The organism is Spirillospora sp. NPDC029432 (assembly GCF_040703975.1).
Classification (GTDB): Bacteria; Actinomycetota; Actinomycetes; order Streptosporangiales; family Streptosporangiaceae; genus Spirillospora.
Genome location: NZ_JBEZWH010000156.1, coordinates 1 through 1,464, shown reverse-complemented (window position 1 = coordinate 1,464; position 1,464 = coordinate 1). Strand labels below are relative to the sequence as shown.

The 1,464-nt window shown below is 77.3% G+C and carries 1 pseudogene; it reads left to right on the top strand.

The features are described 5' to 3' along the window. Positions 1 to 275: 275 nt before the first annotated feature. Positions 276 to 1,464 (top strand): annotated as a pseudogene (locus tag AB0881_RS41820) (endonuclease/exonuclease/phosphatase); the annotation flags it as partial.

Below are 1,464 nucleotides of genomic sequence, written 5' to 3'. Positions count from 1 at the left end.
CCCCCCGGGGGCGGGGGGGGGGGGGGCCGGGGGGGGGGGGGGGGGGGGGCCCCCCCCCCCCCCCGCGCCCCGGCCATGGTCTTTTCCGGCCGGGGTCCGGCCGGGTTCCGGCGGAGTTGCGCGACTCACCGTCCCGCGCGTTCGTGCCACGGCCGGGCACGCGCGATCATAGGGTTGGGAGGCGCGACCCGCGGCGGCCGCCGAGCCCGCCCCGCCGGTCCCCCTGACACCGCCCGTTCCGCTCAGTCCGCTCATCCCCGGGAGCATTCGTTCAATTGGCCAGCACAGACCTTGGAACCAGGACCGGCGAGCCCCCGCAGCCGGCCGGCGCGCCGATCGTTCCGCAGGGGCCGGCCCGGCTGGCGCTGATCGCCGTCACCGTCGCGGTGCTCGCGCAGACCCTGCGCTTCTCGCTGCCGCAGTACGACCACTTCGCCGACTCGGCCGGTCTCCTGGTGACCGGCGTGGTGCTGCTGGCGGTCTACCTCGCCGGCTTCGCGAGCCCGCTGATCCGCCGCGCCGCCGGGCCGCGCGGCCTGCTGCTGGCCGGGGTCGGCGGGCTGCTGGCGGTGCGGCTGCTGGCCCAGATCCTCACCCCGCAGACCTGGCTGGCGTTCGCCGGCACCGCCATCGGCATGATCGCCGTGGGGGCGCTGTACGAGGGCGCGCGGGGGCTGTCGGGCGTCGGTTTCGCGACCGCGACCGTGGCGGGCATCTCGGCCGACAGCGCGGTCCGGATGGCGCTCGCCACCTGGGACGCCTCCTGGCGGTCGGGCCTCGGGCCGTGGATCGCCTGCCTGCTGTTCGTGGGCCTGGGCGCCGCCGCCCTCTACCGCGAGTTCGCGTCGGGCGCGGTGGCCGCTCCCGGGATCTCCTGGCGGGACGCGTTCGGCGCCGCCGCGTTCGGGCCGTTCCTGGCGCTGCACGTCCTGGTGCTGTCGAGCCCGGCGTTCGTGGCGTCCTCGGGCTGGAAGTCGCTGACGACCGCGCACATCGTGATCGTCGCCGGGCAGGGGCTGGCGCTGGCGTTCCTGGCCTCCGGGCTGGCCGTGCGGGCGGTGCCCGGCGGCGTGTGCGTGCTCGGCGGGACGCTGCTGGGCGTGGCCGTGGGCGCGGTCGCCGGGACGTACGCGGTCGCCGGCATCGAGGTGGTCCCGGTGATCGTCCTGGGGCAGGTGCTGTCGGCCTGGCTGCTGGCGGTGGCCTGCCGGGCGCCGCTGCGCCGGGCGGGCGTCGGCGGCCCGGTGTGGCGGATCGACGTCGGCGCCGCGACCGGCGGCCTGCTGGTCGGGCTGATCCTGGTGTCGTACCAGGTCAGCGCGATGGAGCCGATGCCGTTCCCGAACAACCTGCTGCCCGGCCTGGCCGGCATCCTGCTGGGCGCGCTGGCGGCGATCGCCGCCGCCCGCGGCGGCCCGGCGGCGAACGCCTTCTCCAGGATCTCGTGGAAGCGGTCGAGGGCGA